Consider the following 16619-nt stretch of genomic DNA (forward strand, 5'->3'; position numbering starts at 1 on the left):
GACATTTGCCGTGCAAAGCGCCTGCATCCCCGAGTCGAAGCTGCCAAGCGTCGGCACGACTATTTTCACCGTGATCGGCCAGCTTGCCGACGAACATCACGCGCTCAATCTTTCTCAAGGCGCGCCGAACTTCGCGTGCGATCCGCGCCTGATCGAAGGCGTCGAGCGAGCCATGCGAGCAGGACATAACCAGTATTCGCCGATGTCGGGCGTGCTGGCGCTGCGTGAAGCCATCGCCGACAAGACGCACAAGCTGTATGGCGCGCAGTACGATCCGGGCACGGAAGTGACGGTCGTGGCGAGCGCGAGCGAGGGGCTTTACGCGACCATCAGCGCGCTCGTGCATCCCGGCGACGAGGTAATTTACTTCGAGCCGTCGTTCGACAGTTACGCGCCGATCGTGCAGCTTCAGGGTGCGATGCCTATCGCCATCCAGCTATCGGCGGAGAATTTTCAGATCGACTGGGACGAAGTCGCGGCGGCCATCACGCCGAAAACGCGCATGATCCTCGTCAACACGCCGCACAATCCGACCGGCAGCGCCTTCGCCGATGAAGACATCGCGCGTCTCACGGCGCTCACGCGCGACACGAAGATCATCGTGCTGTCGGACGAAGTCTACGAGCACGTAGTGTTCGACGGCGCGCCGCATCATGGCATGGCGCGCTACCCGGAACTGGCCGAGCGCAGCGTGATCGTGTCGTCGTTCGGCAAGTCGTATCACGTGACGGGCTGGCGCGTCGGCTACTGTCTCGCGCCCGCCGCGTTGACTGCCGAGATCCGCAAGATTCACCAGTTCATGACGTTTTCCGCCGATACGCCGATGCAAATGGCTTTCGCCGAAGCGCTCGCCGACGAATCGAGCTATCTCAACCTCGGACCGTTCTATCAGCACAAGCGCGATTTGCTGGCGACATCGCTCGCGGGATCGCGCTTCGAATTGCTGCCGAGCGCGGGCAGTTTCTTCATGCTCGCACGCTACAGCGCGATTTCGGGTGAAAGCGACAGCGACTTCGTGCTGCGCCTCATTCGCGAGGCGCGCGTGGCGACCATTCCGTTGTCCGCGTTTTATACCGACGGCACCGACAACCGCGTGATCCGGCTTTCGTTCGCGAAGGACGACCACACGCTGATCGAAGGCGCGCGCCGCCTTTGCTCCATCTAAAAACATTCGAGACACGACACGATGAAGATCAAATACGCCGCCACCGCCCTATTCCTTGCCTGCTCGTTCGCGAGCGGCGCGGCGTTCGCCGCCGATACCTTGCGTTTCGGGCTCGAAGCGCAGTACCCGCCGTTCGAGTCGAAGGCGTCGACGGGCGAACTGCAAGGACTCGATATCGATGTCGGCAACGCCGTGTGCGTGGCGGCGCAGATGAGCTGCAAGTGGGTCGAGACCTCTTTCGACGGGTTGATTCCCGCGCTGCAGGGCCGCAAGTTCGACGCCATCAATTCGGCGATGAACGCGACCGACCAGCGCCGTCAGGCCATCGACTTCACGACGGTGGTGTATCGCGTGCCGACGCAACTCATCGCGAAAACGGGCAGTGGACTCGAACCGACGCCCGCGTCGCTAAAGGGCAAGAGCGTGGGCGTGTTGCAGGGTTCGATCCAGGAGACCTTTGCCAAGGCGCATTGGGAAAACGAAGGCGTGAAGGTCGTGCCGTATCAGGATCAGAACCAGGTCTACACGGACCTCAAGTCCGGCCGCCTCGATGCCACGCTGGTGCTCGCGCCTGCGGGACAAACCGGCTTTCTGTCGAAGCCCGACGGCAACGGCTTTGCGTTCGTCGGCGCGCCGGTGCGGGACGACAAGATTCTCGGCAGCGGCATTGCGTACGGCGTGCGCAAGGGCGACGATGCGCTGAAGAGCAAACTCAACGCGGCCATCGCGAAGGTGAAGGCCGACGGCACGATCGACAAGTTCGCGAAGAAGTATTTGGGGGAAATCGATATTTCGGCGAAGTGAGGGATGAGCGGGCGTTCAGCAACTTTCCCACGGCACAGGCACACTGGCGGCTTGATTCACCACACGCGGCGCGTCGAAGCGCCGCGGCGCCCTCACAGGAAAAGCATTGAGCACGCCGCCTCGAACGAACCCCGCCGCCCCTGGACAACCGGCCGCGCCCGCACCACTGCAAGGCGGGCAACTGGTGCTCGCCACTTTCGCGGTGGCGCTCGCTACCTTCATGAACGTGTTGGATTCGTCGATCGCCAACGTCGCGATTCCGACCATCTCCGGCAATCTCGGCGTCTCGGTCAACGAAGGCACCTGGGTCATTACGGTGTTCGCCGCGTCGAACGCGGTTTCCATTCCGCTGACCGGCTGGCTCACGCAGCGACTCGGGCAAATTCATCTGTTTGTCGGCGCGATCCTCATGTTCGTGCTCTCCTCATGGTTGTGCGGTCTTGCGCCCAATTTGCCCGTGCTGCTTTTTGCGCGCGTCTTGCAGGGCGCGGTGGCTGGGCCGCTGATTCCGCTCTCGCAGGCCATTCTGCTCGGCTCGTATCCGAAAGAGAAATCGTCGATGGCACTCTCGCTCTGGGCGATGACCGCGACCGTCGGCCCGATCGCCGGTCCCGCGCTCGGCGGCTGGATCACGGATAGTTATTCTTGGTCGTGGATCTTCTATATCAACATCCCGGTCGGCATTTTCGCGGCGGGCGTGACGTGGATCATCTACCGCAACCGCGAGTCGCCGAGCCGCAAGGCGCCTATCGATATCGTCGGGCTCGGGCTGCTAATCGCGTGGGTCGCGTCCTTGCAGATCATGCTCGACAAGGGACGCGATCTGGACTGGTTCCAGTCGCCGGTCATCGTCATTCTCGCGATAACGGCAGCCATTTCATTCGCGTTTTTCGTCGTGTGGGAGCTGACGGCGGAGAATCCGGTCGTCGATTTGCGGCTCTTCGCGGGACGCAATTTCTTCGGCGGCACGGTGGCCATTTCGGTCGCTTACGGCGTGTTTTTCGGCAATCTCGTGTTGTTGCCGCAATGGATGCAGCAGTATTTGAACTACCGTTCCGTCGACGCGGGTCTCGTCACCGCGCCGCTCGGCATCTTCGCCGTGATTCTTGCGCCGGTAATGGGCAAGGTGCTGCCGCGCAGCGACGCACGCGTGATCGCGACCATGGCGTTCGTGGGCTTCGCGTTCGTATTCTGGCTGCGCTCGAAGTATGTGATCGAGATCGATACCTGGCATCTCGTGCTGCCGACGCTCCTGCAAGGCATTCCAATGGCGATGTTCTTCGTGCCGCTCACGGCCATCGTGCTGTCGGGCTTGCCGCCATCGAAAATACCGGCGGCGGCAGGCTTGTCGAATTTCGCGCGGGTGTTTTGCGGCGCGGTGGGGACATCGCTTGCGGGCAACGAGTGGGATCATCGGATCGCGCTGCATCACGAGCGGCTGACGGAGCAGGCGAATATTTATAACCCGGCGTTCTTGCAGTCGCTCGGCATGTCGCAATCGACGCTGAATATCGGTGAAGCCCAGGCGCGTGGGATGTTCAACTTCACCGTCAACACTCAAGCCGCGATGATGGGGCTCAACGATATCTTCCTCATTTCAGCGGTCATCTTCATTCTGATCATTCCGCTGATTTGGATTACGAAGGTGGCGAAGGGTGGCGGCGGTGGGGCGGCGGCGGGGGCGCATTGAGATTTTTCGCGTGCCGTTACTAATGGACGGCACGCGGTACTCAACTTTGCGGCGTCAAAAAGTAAATGGGCGTCAGCGGCATACGGGCGCGCGCCTTATCATCAAGCTTGCTGTAAAACTGAATCCATAATTCGATCAATCGTTCGGAGTCGATCAACGTAATCTTGCGGCGCTCTTGATTTCGTGCAAAAGATTGGGCGTCGCGAGTAAAGCCGCCGGTGGAGATGAATAAGCCGACGTCGTCCTCGTTGATAATCGCAATAAAGGATTTGAGGCCGTCCGTATCTACCCGATGTGCGACGCGCTTCACTTGCACCTTAATGCGTGGTGGCCGAGTGCCAAGAGGGTCATTGTTTGCGATGATGTCAACACCATCATCTTTGCCCGGTGGCGATACCCAGCCGATGTGATAGCTCATTGCTCGCAGCAGGTCTGAAACAAGATCTTGAAAATCGTAAGGCGGCATTTTCAGAAGATGCTGCTCAATCTCGCCCCAAGCCTGCTCCTCTGCCTGCTCGTAAGTCATGCTCGCAGTTTCGGCGTCAACATCAAACGTCAAGTCGGACTGCTCGCTGAGTTTGGCCGATGCATAACTCAACCCGCTCGGATCACGCAGTTGAGCCGCTTTCCATTGGGCGTAGAGTCGATCCGATTCGCGACGAAACGCAGCGGGCTCTTTAATACGGTCATACGCGGACAAGCCCTCGTCAGTGATAGACCAAATGCCTTTGTGCTTAGTGAGCCACCCAGCTTTTACGCAGGCGATAGTCGCAAAGCGCACCGTCTTCTCGAAGCGTCTTGCGCCGGAGTTCTCATAGAAGCTCGCTTCATATGGAGAAAGAGTCACGCTAGAAGCGAGCGTCTTGAGTGCTTGGGCTGCGCCTAAGCCCTCCGGTTGCGCCTTCAGAATCTCAAACAGTTTCCTTAACAGTTCGCCCATGCGCTGTCGTGATGTTTCGGCCATTGCAATTTCTGAGTAGCGCACACACACCGGTGCAAACCTGCAATTGTCTACCTGTGTCGAGACACGACTGTTGAAATTCATTACGCGAGGCACGCCGATTCTAAAGCACGCTCACTTCAACCCTTCAACCCCAACTCCACCCGCTCCCCCGCGCCCTTATCCTTGATCCCGTCCGCGTTCAGCTTGGGCGCGACGACAAAAATCCGGCTGCTGTCGATCTTCCCGTCGAAGTACTCCTTCACCGCCTGCGCGCGGCGCTGCGCCAGATCGCGCAACGCGCCTTCATCGACCGGTGCGTTTTCAGTCAGCGCGCTCTTCATGTCCGCGTCCGGCACCGACTTCGTCAAGCCGATGAAGTTCTTCGGCTTCTTGAAATCCGCCGACTTATAAACCTTCGTCAAATACTTGTCGTAATCCGCATCCGATACCTTCACCGACTGCCAGTCCACATTCTCTCCGCCATCCGACATGTCGCGGACCTTCGCGCGTTTGATTTGGCCATCCAGCCAAGCGCTGCGTAACGCGGGTTCATCGACGTTCGGATCGACGCGCCCCGTCACATCCAGCCTGATCGACGTTTTGTCCGCGAGCGCCTTCGAAATCGTCTCCAGCTTCTTCTGCGCGGCATCGTTGAGCGTCGCCGAGCCTGCGTCGAATTCGACGTAATTCAGCTCCTCGCCACTGCCGCCGAACGCATGCGCGAGCAGCGAGAACGGCGCGGTCACCGCCTTTTGCACCAGATTCAATATGGCTTGCCAGACGAGCCCGCCAATAGAAAACTCCGGATTCGAAAGCGATCCCGAAATGGGAATGTTCACGTCGATCTCGCCGCGCGAATTCTTCAACAACGACACGGCGAGCCGCACCGGCAGCTTCGTCGCCGTCGAATTGTCGACGTGATCGCCGAACGTCAACTGGTCGATGAACAGGTGGTTGTTCGCCGTGAGCTTGTCGTCGCCGAGCATGTAATGCAGATCGACGTTGAGCTTGCCCTTCGTGATCGGATAGCCCGCATACTTCGACGAATACGGCGTGAGGTTGGTGAGCTCTACGTCGTGCGCGCTCGCGGTCAAGTCGAGCGCGGGCTTTTCGATGAGCGGATTCACCTGCCCCTTGATCGAAACCGGTCCGTTCGCGGCGAGCTTGGCGGCGACATCGACGGGCGCGGGCGTCGTCGAATGCGTGCCGAACGCGCCGATGGTCCCGTTGATCGACACGAGATTCGCCGTGAAGTTGGGCTTGATGAAGTTGTCGGTGTAGGTCACACGGCCGTTCTGCAATACGAGCTGGCCGAAGCGCATGTTCACCGGAGGACCGGAGGCCGCCGCCGTCTTGACCGGCGCACTCGCCGCGACCGCCGCGGATGCCGCCGCCGATGCCTCGGGCTTCGACTGATCGCGCGTCACCGATTGCCGCGGGCCGTTGTCGCTTGCCACGACGCTTTTCAGGTTCAGCTTGCCTTGCGCGTCGAGCAACACGCGGCCGTAGAAGTTCGCGAAGGTCACGCGCGCCGCGTCAACGTCCGTGCCGCGCTCGCCATAGTTCACCTTTACGTTAGTGAGGCCGAGCAGTTTCCAGCCGGCGAAACGGTCGGACGTCGCTTTGTCCTGCATGCGCACGTCTGTCAGCGAAACATCGCCCTTGTAGGAAGCCGCGAGCGTCTTGCCACTGCCCGACAAGCCGACATCGCCATTGGCGTTGAGGAACGCGCTTGCGATATCGACGTTGAGTTTGTCGCCGAAATACGGTTCGAAGGCGGCGGCATCGACCTGATCGCCCTTCACATGCAGCGCGAGCTTGAGCGGTGTGACCGTGACCGTGCCATTTATGTCGAGCGCGCCACGCCCGTTGAGCGTGAGCTTGCCGGTAACATCGAGCGGTTTCGAGAGATCGTCGCTGAACTGCTTCACGGCAACCGACATCGGCGCAATGCGCAGCTTCACGGGCGTCGTGGGCGTCAAGTCGGTGACATTAGCCGAGGCGTTATCGAGCGCGATCTGGCCAATTTGATAGCGCCACGCCGGTCCCGCTTCGTGCGCCTTCTGAATCTTGCGCGTGGCGCTCGGCTCCGGCGCAACCTCATGCGCTCCAGCGAGCGCGGCCAGGTCGATACTGCCGTCCTTGCGGCGCGTGGCATCGAGCGAAAGTCCCTTCAACTGCACGCTGTCGAGCGCAACCTGACGCGCGGGCACATCCACCTTGACGATCTTCGCGAGCGCGGCATCGAGCTTGATGGGCGCGGCGGAATCCGCGCCATTCGATGCATTCGGCACGAGCGTGAGCGCGTCGAGTTTCACATCGCCCGCGCCGACCTGCACGTTGGCATCCGGCTTCGACCAATCGACCGACACCGGCAGATTCGCGCCAAGCGTGCCGCTCGTCACGCGCGCCGCCAGCGAATTCGCGATATAAGGCTGCAACGGCGGCAGAGCCAATGCTTCGAGCGCCAACTTGACGTCGGCGGTCTTGGCGGCCAGCGCGACGTTGCCGGAAGCGCCGAGCGAACCGCCGTGACCGAACGCCGTCTTGAGCGTGTAGCGCGCGGGCGTCTTGTCGAGCGTCGAAAAACCATCGAGCGTGACGGCAAGACCTGTCAGCGTTTCCTGCACGCGCTGCTTCATCAACTGGTCATCGAACGCGATCTTGCCGTCGTCGATGGCAACGTGCTTGATAGCCAGATCGAGCGGCGGCGCGTCCTTCGCTTCGGGCTTCTTCACCTCGGCCTTCGCGGGCGGCGGCGCGAGTTTCTGCACGTTGAGCGTGCCGGACGGATCGCGCGCGAGCCGTACATCCGGACCCGCAAGCGTCACTTCGTCGAGATGATAGATATCGCGCAACGGCTCGGCGTTGGCAATCTTCACATGCAACGCGCGCGCGGCGACGAGCGGTGCGTTCGCTTTATCGGTGACGGCGAGATCGGCCAGATCCGCAGTGCCGTCGATACGAATGGTCGGTGCATCGCCGGCAATGGCAAAGCGCACGTTGAGGTCGGTCGTGAGCTTGCCGCTCTTCACCGCGACGGGCACGGAAGCCGGCGCGTAAGACGCCATCTGCGGCACGTCGAGCCCGTCGAGCGTGAGCGCGATCTCCGACTCGCGCGACTCCGAAAACGGCTTCGTGCGGCCCTTCACGACGAGCGGCGAGCCGTCGATGTGCGCCTGTAATAACGGCGTCACGAAAATATCGGTGGCCGACGGCAGCGTCGCGATGAAGGGGATACCGAGCGCGAACTGGTCGATGGTGTGCTTCGCCTTCAGGAGCCGGTCGTCGAACACGATCCGGCCGTTCTCCACGCGAATGTTCGACACGGAGAAGCGCGCCGGCTTGTCCGATGGCGGCGACGAAGGCTTCGAGAATTTCTCGATCAGATCGGAGAAATTGAAATGCTCGCCGTCGAAACGCACGATGCTGATGCGCGGCGAATCGATCTTCAATTCATTGACGACGGGCGCGAGCCGGAAGATGGACGACCACGACGTGCGCACGACGAGCCGCGACACATCGACGAAACCGGCCGCCGCGCCGGGCGCTTTCGCGAGATTCGCGGGCGCTTCGCCGATATGCACGTCATCAGCTTCGAAATCGAGCGAATAGAGATTGAGCCAAATGCGCCGGATGGTCACCGGCCGGTCGAGTTGCTTGCCAAGCTGCTGCTCGGCGATATGACGAATGACCGGCGGCGCGACGAAGAAGCCGAGAAGGCCGATGACCACCATGAAGACGATCAGGCCAATTGCGATTCGCCGCGTACGCCGTGCATGCACGACGCCGCGCAGGGTTTGCCCGGCCGAGGCCAGTGAAGACTTGGTGACGCTTGCCATTCGATGCGCGCTGCGACGCGCGGCGGCGCATCGCCCTGTCAGATAGAGGATGCTTCAAGTATACGACGAGGCATCGCGCAAACGTTCATCAAATGCTTCACTGCCGTTCGACGGCCGGCGGCGTCCACGTGCCGTCGCTTGCCTGCGGTTTGGGCGCGTAGAGGCGCATCGTCAGCTGAAAGTCGCCGTCGGGCGCGGGCAGCCAGTTCGATGCGCGCGCACGCGGCGGTGCTTCGGCCGATACGGTGACATCGACCGAACCGTCGCGGTTTTTCTTGAGGCGGTCGCGGTCGCTTAGCGACAGACGCGGCAGCTTGCCGTTGGCGAACGCGCCATCCTTCGTGTAGGCCGCGAGCGTCCAGAAACCGCGCACCGGCGGCAACTGGTTCGGCGCGAAGTGCAGCACGTAGGTGTTCGCGCCGTTGAGCGGATGGCCGTCGCTGTCCACGCGCGCAACCGGCTTCGCTTCGCCCGCCTTCGTCCCCGAAAACGGCTGATGGCGCGCGAGATAAGCCCGCAGAATGTAATCCGTGCCGTAGTTGCCGACATCGTCGCCGAACCACGTCCAGCCGTTCTTCGTGATCGCGTTCGATGGCGCCGTCGCGAGATGCGCGCGGCCATCCGCGACACCGGACGCCAGAAGCGGCGCATCGGCCTTCTTGAACTGCACCGGTTCGCCCGGCTTCACGCCGAGATCGGCGAGGCGGGACATCGCGGGCGCATCGTCGGCGGCGGGCGGATTGTCGTCGAGCGAGCGGGCAAGGCGCGCGAAAAACGCGTTGGCATCGAGCGCTTCGGCCTGCGCGCCGGGCGATGCCGTCGGCGCCGCGCTCGGCAAAGGCGGCACGCTAGGCGTCTGGCCCGTGGCATTGCCCGGCCACGCGCCCGTCACGGTCGAAGTAGGATCGGCGAGCGAGCCCTTGGTGGGCGTAAGCGTATCGATGCGCATCGACGTCTGCAGCTTTCTGACTTCGCGCACGTCGCGCATGCCGTTTACCCGCACGCGCACCGAAAGCCAGACGTAGCGCGTGCGCGTTTCGACGCGCGTTGCACCGGCGGGCAGCGTGCCCGTAAAGCCGGCGGGCACGAAGGCGATGAGCTGCGCCTTCGGAAACGGCGTCGTGTCGGCGCTCGAATACAGCGCGTTGCTCCATGCATCGAACGCGCGGGTATCGAGATAGCGTGCGCGCGGCGCGGCGGGCACGGTCACGATCACGGGATCGGCGGAGACATCGAGCCATGCGGAGGAATCGAGCGTATCGACGCTCGGCCAGCCGGTCGCGCCCGCGGGCGGCAACGCGATGGCGTGGCGGAACGTGTTGAGCGGCGCCTGACCCGGCCGCGCCGCCCCGCTTGCACGTTCCCGCGCGATGTCCGACGCGACGAGCGGAAAGCCGAACGTGTAGGCATCGACGACCTGGTTTTTCACCCAGCCGCCCGTATTTGCCGCCTCGGGCGTCGCGGTTCCCGCGCAGCCGGCGAGCAAGGCCGCGGCAGAAAGGCTCGTGCTGACCCATAAAGCGGCGTTGAGCGGAAGCGTCCAGCGTCGGTGCTTGTTCATTCGAATGGAAATCCGGTTTTATTTCGATGGGTTCGCAGACGAGCAGCCCGCCGCCGTCCTGATCCCCGAGGTAGCGCGCCGAAAATTTGATCTCGAAATTGGGGTTTTAACGTATCCGCTGATGATAGGCAAGACAACACGCATAAAAGGCGCTACTCGTCGCGCAAATACGTCTGACCACTCGTCGAGACTCGCTTCACGGCATCGCGTAACATGAATGTTTTGGAACCTTTCGAACGAGTCCGACGCATGTATATTCCCGCCCATTTCGAGGAAAACCGCCCGGAAGCCCTGCGCGCGCTGATCGCCGCGCATCCTTTTGGCGCATTGGTCACGCATGGCCCGAATGGGCTCGACGCCAATCACATTCCTTTCGAACTCGATCCCGCCATCGGCGAACACGGCACCTTGCGCGCGCACGTGGCGCGTGCAAATCCCGTATGGCGCGAAGTCGGGGCGCGCGAGGACGTGCTGGTGATCTTTCAAGGCGCGGAAGGCTATATCTCGCCGACTTTCTATCCGAGCAAGCAGGAAACCCACCGTCAAGTGCCGACGTGGAATTACCTCGTCGTGCATGCGCATGGCCGAATCACCGTGCGTGACGACGAAGCCTACGTGCGCGGCGTCGTCGCGAAACTCACGCGCAAGATGGAAGCGGGCGAAGCAATGCCGTGGAAAATCGGCGACGCTCCGCGCGATTTCATCGATCAATTGCTGGGCGCGATCGTCGGCATCGAAATCGAGGTGACGCGGCTGGTCGGCAAGGCAAAGCTTTCGCAGAACAAGGCTGAAGCAGACCGCATCGGCGCGGTCGAGGGCTTGCGTCAGCGCGGCGGCGAGGAAGCCGGCGCGCTCGCCGACGCCATGTTCGGCTCGATCGAACCGCCTCGCGACTGAAATGCGCTCTTGACCTTCCAATCGTTGGAAGGTCGATACTGGCTTCATGCGTGGCCAGAAGGAGCGTTTCATCATGTCATCGGCACCAGTCAATCAAACCAGAACCGCGGTATTCGCCGTGAGCGGCATGACGTGCGCGTCGTGCGTCGCGCGCGTCGAGAAAATGCTCGGACGCGTGCCGGGCGTGGAATCGGTCGCCGTGAATCTCGCGACCGAAAAAGCCACCGTCCATACGAACGATGCCGTCACCGACCAACAACTGGTCGCGGCCATTACGAAAGCCGGTTATGAAGCGGCGAAGGTCGAGCCGGACGCGCCGCCTGTCGATGCGAAAACGCCGCAAGCGCTCGATGCCGAACTCGTCGCGGTGGTCGCGAGCGCGCTCGTCACGCTGCCCTTGCTTGCGCCGATGTTCGGCGCAGCGCTCTCGCCGTGGCTGCAACTGGCGCTCGCGAGCATCGTCCAGCTTCGCTTCGGCGCGCGTTTCTACGTCGGCGGTTATCGCGCGCTGCGGGCGTTCGCGGGCAACATGGATTTGCTCGTGGCGCTGGGGACATCGGCGGCGTGGGCGCTGAGTGTCTATCAGATGTTCGCGCACGGCGGCATGCCGATGCATCTGTTCTTCGAGGCATCGGCGGTCGTCATCACGCTGGTGCGCTTTGGCAAATGGCTGGAGACGCGCGCCAAACGCCAGACCACCGACGCCATCCGCGCCCTGAACGCGCTGCGTCCGATCACGGCGCGCGTGCGCGATCGCGCCGATCCTTCGCATGAAAGCGAGATTGCGCTCGCCGATGTGCGCGTGGGCGACATCGCCATCGTGCGGCCGGGCGAGCGCGTGCCGGTGGATGGCATCGTGCGCGAGGGACGCACGCATGTCGACGAATCGCTGATCACGGGCGAGAGTCTGCCGGTTGCGAAAGCGCCGGGCGCGCGCGCGACGGGCGGATCGATCAACGGCGAAGGCGTGATCGCGATCGAAACGACGGCCATTGGCGCGGAAACGACGCTCGCGCGGATCATCCGGCTGGTCGAATCGGCGCAAGCGGAAAAAGCGCCGATCCAGCGCCTGGTCGATCGCGTGTCCGCCGTTTTCGTACCGGCAATTCTGGTTATCGCGCTCATCACGCTGGCGGGCTGGCTTCTGCATGGCGCGGATGCCGAGACCGCCTGGCTCAACGCCGTCGCCGTGCTCGTGATCGCCTGCCCGTGCGCGCTCGGCCTCGCCACGCCGACCGCCATCATGGCCGGCACTGGCGTCGCGGCGCGTCACGGCATCCTGATCAAGGACGCGGAGGCGTTGGAACAGGCGCATGCCATTAGCGTCGTCGCGTTCGATAAGACCGGCACGCTGACGGCCGGCCAACCGAGTCTCGTCGCGTTCGAAGCCGCGCCGGGATTCGAGCGCGCGGAAGCACTCGCGCTGGCGGCGGCGGTGCAAAGAATGAGCGAGCATCCATTGGCGAAAGCGGTAGTCGGTTTCGCCGATAGCACGCCGGACATTGCGCGATACGAGGCGACGTCGGCGAAAGCAATTGCCGGACGCGGCGCGGAGGCTTTCATCGGCGCGCGCAACGTGGCGATAGGCAGTGCGCGCTGGGTCGAGGAAATGCATGCGGCCGTGCCCGAAGCGCTTGCCGTCGAGGCGCGCAATCTCGAAGCGCAGGGCAACACAGTGTCATGGCTGCTGGACCGCGCTGACGGCAAGGCGACCGTCCTCGCCCTGCTCGCGTTCGGCGACACGATCAAGCCGACGGCGCGGGCCGCCATCGAAAGACTCGCGCAACTGGGCGTGAAGGCCGCGCTCGTTACGGGCGATAACGCGGGTAGCGCGCAGGCGGTTGCGCGCGCGCTGGGCATTCCGTCGGCGCTGGTTTTCTCGCAGACCTTGCCCGCGGACAAGGCGCGCGTGATCGCGGAATTGAAGGCATCGAACCACGGCATCGTGGCGATGGCGGGCGACGGCATCAACGACGCACCCGCGCTTGCCGCCGCCGACGTCGGCATCGCGATGGGCAGCGGCACGGACGTGGCGATCGAAGCGGCGGGCATTACGCTCATGCGTGGCGACCCGGCGCTCGTGGCGGATGCCATCGATATTTCGCGCCGGACGTATCGCAAGATTCAGCAGAATCTTTTCTGGGCGTTTGTGTACAACCTGATCGGCATTCCGCTTGCCGCATTCGGCATGCTCGACCCGATGTTCGCCGGCGCGGCGATGGCGTTTTCGAGCGTGAGCGTGGTGGCGAACGCGTTGTTGTTGCGGCGCTGGCGTGCTCAGGCGGGAACCGAGGTGCCAGCGGAACGCGCGGGCAAACCAATCACCCGCCCCGCATAACGCGCATCGCACGGGGCAATCACCGCGTGCATATCGATACTTCGCGCCACGTCTTCATCGAACGAAGCCGACTTCGGCGCGCCGCTCGAATCGATGTGCATCATCATCTGCTCGCATGCCGATACCGGCGCCGCCTCGTCCGCTTCGAACATCTCTAGATAAAGATGCACGCGCTTCTTGTCGCGCGCGACAACCCACGCGTCCACTCGCACCGCCGCGCCTTCCTTGATCTCGCGCAGATAGCTCACATGGGCTTCGAGCGTGTAGAGCGTGCGCTGCCGCGCGCGTCTGCCCGCGTCGTCCAGACCGATGCCGTCCATGAACGCATCGGTCGCGAGGCTAAAGATCAGCATGTAGTACGCGTCACGCAGATGGCCGTTGTAATCGACCCATTCGGCCTTCACGGTGTCGCGATAAATCGTGCTCATGAATCTCGCCCCGTTAGTCTTCGATACCGTGCCGTGCCTTCGCCTGCGCAATCGCCTCGATCACGCTCGTGATGCAGTCGTCGCGATACCGCTCCAGTTCCTTGATGCCGCGTCCGTTCGTCTGCCGCGACGTGCCGTCCACCACGCGGTCGATGAGTTCATCGGTGAGCGTCGGCGCGACGAGCTTCGTCCACGGCAATTCGAGCGCGGGGCCGAATTGCTGCATGAAGTGTCGCATGCCCGCCTCGCCGCCCGCCAACGTATAGGTCAGGAACGTGCCCATGAACGACCAGCGAATGCCCGCGCCGTACCGAATTGCATCGTCGATCTCGCCGGTCGTCGCCACGCCTTCGTTCACCAGATGCAACGCCTCGCGCCACAACGCTTCGAGCAATCTGTCCGCGATAAAGCCCGGCACTTCCTTCTGCACGCGAAGCGGCCTCATGCCGATGGATGCGTAGAAGCTCATCGCGGTATCGATCGCGTCGCCGGAAGTCAACTCGCCGCCAAGCACTTCGACGAGCGGCAAAAGATAAACCGGATTGAACGGATGCCCGACCACGCAGCGCTCGGGATGTACGGCGCGTGCGTAAAAATCGCTGGGCAGAAGGCCCGAAGTGGATGACGCGATAATCGCATCGGCCTTCGCCGCGCGGCTCACGCGTTCGTGCAGCGCGAGCTTCAGTTCCTCGCGTTCGGGCGCGCTCTCCTGAATGAAATCCGCATCGGCGACGCACTCCTCGACAGTTTCCACCACGCGCAGGCGATCCTGCGACGCGCCTTTCGCCAGTCCCACGCGTTCCAGCGCCGGCCACGCATTGGCGACGTTCGCGCGTAACTGCGCTTGAGCGCCAGGCGCCGGGTCCCACGCGGTGACATCTAGCCCATGCGCAAGCGCGCGCGCCACCCAGCCGCTGCCGATCACACCCGCGCCGAGCGCGGCGAATTGCCTGACTTGCATATCGTCCATCCGAATGTAGTGATCCTGATCCTATGCCAACTGCCCGAGCGCGCGACGCTCCAGCAAGCGTTCGCCGCGCGCCGGCAAACCGAGCTTGCGACGCCCTTCCGCCGGCGTGAGCGCGCGTCCGCCAAGACGTTCGATGATCTCCACCGCGCGCTGCACGAGCGAACCGTTGCTCGCATGCACGCCGCGATCGAGCCACAGATTGTCTTCGAGACCCACGCGCACATGACCGCCGAGTAGCATGGCTTGCGCGACCATCGGCATCTGCATGCGGCCGATGCCGAAGGCCGCCCAATGCGCGCCAGGCGGCAGGTTATCGACCATGGCCTTCATGGTGCCCGTGTCGGGCGGCGCGCCCCAAGGAATGCCCATGCAAAGCTGAAAAAGCGGCGGCGCATCGAGCAGGCCTTCCTTCAGCAACTGATTCGCGAACCAGAGATGACCGGTATCGAAAATCTCGAGTTCCGGCTTCACGCCAAGCTGCTGGATGCGCTTTGCCCCGGCTCGGAGTTGCGCGGGCGTCGAGACGTAGATGTAGTCGCCATCGCCGAAATTGAGGGTGCCGCAATCGAGCGTGCAGATTTCCGGAAGCAGTTCCTCGACATGCGCAAGACGCGTGAGACCGCCGACGAGATCGGTGCCCTTGCCGAAGCGCATCGGCTCTTCGCCCGCGCCGATTTCCAGATCGCCGCCCATGCCCGCCGTCAAGTTGATGATGACATCGACATCCGATGAACGAATGCGATCCACTACTTCGCGATACAGCGCCGGGTCGCGGCTGCCGCGCCCGGTTTGCGGATCGCGCACATGGCAATGCGCCACGGTCGCGCCCGCACGCGCGGCCTCGATAGCCGCTTCGGCAATCTGCCTGGGCGTGACGGGTATTGCCGGATGTCTGGCCGTTGTGTCGCCTGCTCCCGTTACCGCGCAGGTCACGATCACGTCATGGTTCATGGTGGCGCTTGTCCTTATTCAGTTCAAAGTCCGAGGTATTGCTTCACCGCTGGCAGACCATCCTTGCCATCGACGGTCTTCACGCCCGCAAGCCATGAATCGAGCACCTGCGGATTCTTCTTGAGATACGCCTTTGCCGCTTCGGCGGGGCGTTCCTTGTTCATCACCGGTTCCATGAGACGGTTTTCGAGATCGGTATTGAACTTGAGGTTCGATACGAACTTGCCGGCGTTCGGGCAGCGTGTGAGGAAGTCGGTATTCGTGAGCGTGTAGACGCGCGCTTCGCCATAGTTGGGGCCGAAGACTTCATCGCCGCCAGCGAGATAGTTGATCTTCATCTGAATGTTCATGGGATGAGGCTCCCAGCCAAGAAACACGACCGGCTTCTTGTCGCGAATGGCGCGTTCCACCGTCACCAGCATGCCCGCCTCGCTCGATTGCACGAGCTTGAATCCGCCGAGCCCGAACTGATTCGTGTCGATCATCTTCTGAATCTTGGCGTTTGCGCTGCTGCCCGGTTCGATGCCGTAGATCTTGCCGTCGAGCTCATCGCGATGCTTGGCGATATCCGCGAACGACTTGATGCCCGCGTCATACGCATAGCTCGGCACGGCAAGCGTGGCCTTCGCGCCAGAGAGATTCGGCGGATCGAGCTTCTGAATGCTCTTCGATTCGAGGAACGGCTCGACCGCCTTTTCCTGCACCGGCCACCAGTAGCCGAGCGACACGTCGATCTGCTTGCTCTTCAGACCCGCGAGCGAAATGGGCACGGAGGCGACCGTGGTCTTCGGCGCATAACCGAGCCCTTCGAAGACGACGGAAGCGAGCGCGGTCGTCGACGTGATGTCGGTCCAGCCGATATCCACGAAGCGCACGTTGCGGCAGCTCGCATCATCGGCGGCAAGCGCGAAGGCGCCGTGAGTCAGTGCGGTCGCGGCACAGGCGCCGGTCAGGAGCAGTTTCGAAACCAGGCGATGTCTCATGGCGTGCTGTTCCGGTGAGGGTTCATTGGATGCCGGTTCGTCGTGCC

The 16619-nt window shown here is 62.7% G+C and carries 12 protein-coding genes; 5 read left to right on the forward strand and 7 right to left on the reverse strand.

The features are described from left to right. Positions 1-10: 10 nt before the first annotated feature. From P9292_RS13135 to P9292_RS13145, 3 genes are all read left to right on the forward strand, one after another. A complete protein-coding gene (locus P9292_RS13135; RefSeq protein ID WP_309959378.1) occupies positions 11-1165 on the forward strand; it encodes a methionine aminotransferase in 1155 nt (384 codons plus the stop codon). 21 nt (positions 1166-1186) lie between these two features. Next, complete coding sequence (locus tag P9292_RS13140; RefSeq protein ID WP_244829064.1) at positions 1187-1969, forward strand: ABC transporter substrate-binding protein; 783 nt, start codon at positions 1187-1189, stop codon at positions 1967-1969. 106 nt (positions 1970-2075) lie between these two features. Then, on the forward strand, positions 2076-3659 hold the full coding sequence (locus tag P9292_RS13145; protein WP_244829063.1) for a DHA2 family efflux MFS transporter permease subunit: 1584 nt from the start codon (positions 2076-2078) through the stop codon (positions 3657-3659). Positions 3660-3699: 40 nt separating this feature from the next. On the opposite strand, the gene P9292_RS13150 is transcribed toward P9292_RS13145, so the two are convergent. The 3 genes from P9292_RS13150 to P9292_RS13160 all read right to left on the reverse strand — a co-directional run bounded on the left by P9292_RS13150 (position 3700) and on the right by P9292_RS13160 (position 10005). Next, positions 3700-4623: a restriction endonuclease gene (locus P9292_RS13150; RefSeq protein ID WP_250493062.1), complete on the reverse strand. Its 924-nt coding sequence runs from the start codon at positions 4621-4623 to the stop codon at positions 3700-3702. Positions 4624-4739: 116 nt separating this feature from the next. Continuing rightward, positions 4740-8444 carry a DUF748 domain-containing protein gene (locus P9292_RS13155; protein WP_309959380.1) on the reverse strand — a complete coding sequence of 1235 codons (3705 nt, stop codon included), beginning with the start codon at positions 8442-8444 and terminating at the stop codon, positions 4740-4742. Between the two features lie 97 nt (positions 8445-8541). Then, a complete protein-coding gene (locus P9292_RS13160) occupies positions 8542-10005 on the reverse strand; it encodes a DUF1254 domain-containing protein (RefSeq protein ID WP_250526512.1) in 1464 nt (487 codons plus the stop codon). Positions 10006-10254: 249 nt separating this feature from the next. On the opposite strand from P9292_RS13160, the gene P9292_RS13165 reads away from it, so the two are divergent. Further along, positions 10255-10902 (forward strand): FMN-binding negative transcriptional regulator, encoded by a 648-nt coding sequence (locus P9292_RS13165; RefSeq protein WP_309959383.1) that lies wholly within the window; start codon positions 10255-10257, stop codon positions 10900-10902. Positions 10903-11065: 163 nt separating this feature from the next. Then, entirely contained in the window at positions 11066-13240 is a 2175-nt protein-coding gene (locus P9292_RS13170; protein ID WP_409015375.1) for a heavy metal translocating P-type ATPase, read from the forward strand. On the opposite strand, the gene P9292_RS13175 is transcribed toward P9292_RS13170, so the two are convergent. The 4 genes from P9292_RS13175 to P9292_RS13190 are packed head-to-tail and all read right to left on the reverse strand — an operon-like array spanning position 13180 to position 16572. After that, the gene (locus P9292_RS13175; protein WP_250509791.1) at positions 13180-13668 is read right to left on the reverse strand and encodes a thioesterase family protein; all 489 of its coding nucleotides are present in this window, start codon (positions 13666-13668) and stop codon (positions 13180-13182) included. The two genes, P9292_RS13170 and P9292_RS13175, sit on opposite strands and share 61 nt — an antisense overlap. Positions 13669-13681: 13 nt before the next feature. Continuing rightward, positions 13682-14629 carry an L-carnitine dehydrogenase gene (locus P9292_RS13180; protein ID WP_250493057.1) on the reverse strand — a complete coding sequence of 316 codons (948 nt, stop codon included), beginning with the start codon at positions 14627-14629 and terminating at the stop codon, positions 13682-13684. 30 nt (positions 14630-14659) lie between these two features. Further along, positions 14660-15589 carry a 3-keto-5-aminohexanoate cleavage protein gene (locus P9292_RS13185; RefSeq protein WP_309850195.1) on the reverse strand — a complete coding sequence of 310 codons (930 nt, stop codon included), beginning with the start codon at positions 15587-15589 and terminating at the stop codon, positions 14660-14662. Positions 15590-15612: 23 nt separating this feature from the next. After that, positions 15613-16572: a choline ABC transporter substrate-binding protein gene (locus P9292_RS13190; RefSeq protein WP_309959388.1), complete on the reverse strand. Its 960-nt coding sequence runs from the start codon at positions 16570-16572 to the stop codon at positions 15613-15615. Positions 16573-16619: the final 47 nt, after the last annotated feature.

Source organism: Caballeronia sp. LZ001, from assembly GCF_031450875.1.
Taxonomy (GTDB): Bacteria; Pseudomonadota; Gammaproteobacteria; order Burkholderiales; family Burkholderiaceae; genus Caballeronia.

What these genes read in the sequence shown, in the direction of transcription:
- P9292_RS13140 (WP_244829064.1), top strand. Translation starts at nt 1,187, where the DNA reads ATGAAGATCAAATACGCCGCCACCGCCCTATTCCTTGCCTGCTCGTTC.
- P9292_RS13150 (WP_250493062.1), bottom strand. Translation starts at nt 4,623, where the DNA reads ATGGCCGAAACATCACGACAGCGCATGGGCGAACTGTTAAGGAAACTG.
- P9292_RS13155 (WP_309959380.1), bottom strand. Translation starts at nt 8,444, where the DNA reads ATGGCAAGCGTCACCAAGTCTTCACTGGCCTCGGCCGGGCAAACCCTG.
- P9292_RS13160 (WP_250526512.1), bottom strand. Translation starts at nt 10,005, where the DNA reads ATGAACAAGCACCGACGCTGGACGCTTCCGCTCAACGCCGCTTTATGG.
- P9292_RS13165 (WP_309959383.1), top strand. Translation starts at nt 10,255, where the DNA reads ATGTATATTCCCGCCCATTTCGAGGAAAACCGCCCGGAAGCCCTGCGC.
- P9292_RS13170 (WP_409015375.1), top strand. Translation starts at nt 11,066, where the DNA reads ATGCTCGGACGCGTGCCGGGCGTGGAATCGGTCGCCGTGAATCTCGCG.
- P9292_RS13175 (WP_250509791.1), bottom strand. Translation starts at nt 13,668, where the DNA reads ATGAGCACGATTTATCGCGACACCGTGAAGGCCGAATGGGTCGATTAC.
- P9292_RS13180 (WP_250493057.1), bottom strand. Translation starts at nt 14,629, where the DNA reads ATGCAAGTCAGGCAATTCGCCGCGCTCGGCGCGGGTGTGATCGGCAGC.
- P9292_RS13185 (WP_309850195.1), bottom strand. Translation starts at nt 15,589, where the DNA reads ATGAACCATGACGTGATCGTGACCTGCGCGGTAACGGGAGCAGGCGAC.
- P9292_RS13190 (WP_309959388.1), bottom strand. Translation starts at nt 16,572, where the DNA reads ATGAGACATCGCCTGGTTTCGAAACTGCTCCTGACCGGCGCCTGTGCC.